Genomic DNA, 1,389 nt, shown 5'->3' with positions numbered 1-1,389 from the left:
CTGCTCAAAACGCAGACCGGAGGCCATCGCAAAAACCGTCAATCAAATCGCCAAAACCCAGAAATTACCGGCCAAGCACATCAATCAGGGGTTCTTCGATCCCTCCAGGTCGGACGGCTGCGGCGACTGGAACGGATGGGCCTTGCCCATGAGGTCGGGGTCGGACAATGGCGGCTGGAGGAAACGGCGGAAGTCACCTTGCGCGAGATGGGGCAGCGCAATGACATCATCAAACGCATCCACCGTGGTCTGAGTGAACAGGGGATCGAACGGCCCTCGTCGTCATGGGTGCTGGCCGGGGAAGACCCGGCCGAGCCGGTGATCGGACGTCTGGTCGCGCGCGGTCTGGATGATGAACTGAAGGGGAGTGCCTATGCGGTGATCGACGGCGTGGACGGGCGCACGCACCATGTCCATCTGCCATCACTGGAAGCGGCCGGCGACGTGCCGCACGGTGGGCTGGTTGAACTGCGGACCTATCAGGATGCGAAGGGGCAGCGACGGGCGACACTTGCGGTGCGGTCCGATCTGCCGATCGGAGAGCAGGTGCTGGCGCGGGGCGCGACATGGCTGGACCGCCAGCTTGTTGCTCGCGAACCGGTGGCGCTGGGAGAGGGTGGTTTCGGCGCGGAAGTGCGTGACGCGCTACGCCAGCGCAGCGCTCATCTGGTCGAGCAGGGGATCGCACAGCAGGACGGAGCGCGCGTGCGCTATCCGCGTGGCATGGTCGCCTCCATGCGGGCGCTGGAGATGCGGGACGTGGCCGGGCGTCTGGCGCGCGAAACCGGCCAGCCCATCCAGAGTGCTGAGGCCGGCGAGTACGTCACTGGAACCTACCGACAGCGGCTGACCCTCGCTTCGGGGCGCTTTGCTATGATTGATGGCGGCCTCGGGTTCCAGCTTGTTCCCTGGACGCCATCGCAGGAGAAACAGATCGGACGTCATGTCTCCGGCGTCGCACGGGAGGACGGGGGCGTGGACTGGTCGTTCGGCCGGAAGCGGGACATGGGGATCGGGCTTTGATCGCCCGCTTCGCTGGCCAACTTAGTATGGTAACGTCAGCATACCGGGCATCGGGATGAAATTGGGGAGACGGCTGACCCGTGTCATCCACGCCATTAACGCGGGGAAAGGCCTTACGTCCACACTGCCCTCGTGCGCAACAGAGAGGTAAGGAAAGACTGCACAGTCGGCGATTGTAGGATGGCTTGATGCCAGCCACTCTCGGCTTTCCAGATGTTTGTTGAGGATTGGAAGAATCTTGGTGCTCCAGTGAAGGGCGGCCTCCATGGGGTCGTTTGCGGGAGGGGGCGAAATCCTACGCTAAGCTGAGAACGCGCTTCCCATAATCCCTGAGCTCGCCCTTCGGTCCGACATATCTGTATAGAG

The 1,389-nt window shown here is 63.1% G+C and carries 1 protein-coding gene and 1 pseudogene; one reads left to right on the top strand and one right to left on the bottom strand.

Annotated features, from left to right (window positions below; all coding sequences use genetic code 11):
- Positions 1-102 precede the first annotated feature (102 nt).
- Positions 103-1,023 (top strand): annotated as a pseudogene (locus CFR72_RS16765) (DUF3363 domain-containing protein); the annotation flags it as partial.
- Between the two features lie 21 nt (positions 1,024-1,044).
- Here CFR72_RS16765 and CFR72_RS16760 read toward each other — a convergent pair.
- A complete protein-coding gene (locus CFR72_RS16760; RefSeq protein ID WP_010512013.1) occupies positions 1,045-1,290 on the bottom strand; it encodes a glutathione binding-like protein in 246 nt (81 codons plus the stop codon).
- Positions 1,291-1,389 lie beyond the last annotated feature (99 nt).

It is taken from the genome of Gluconacetobacter entanii (genome assembly GCF_003206495.1).
GTDB classification, from domain to species: Bacteria; Pseudomonadota; Alphaproteobacteria; order Acetobacterales; family Acetobacteraceae; genus Novacetimonas; species Novacetimonas entanii.
The sequence above is the reverse complement of the archived record's forward strand: the minus strand, read 5'-3'. Positions and strand labels throughout refer to the sequence as shown.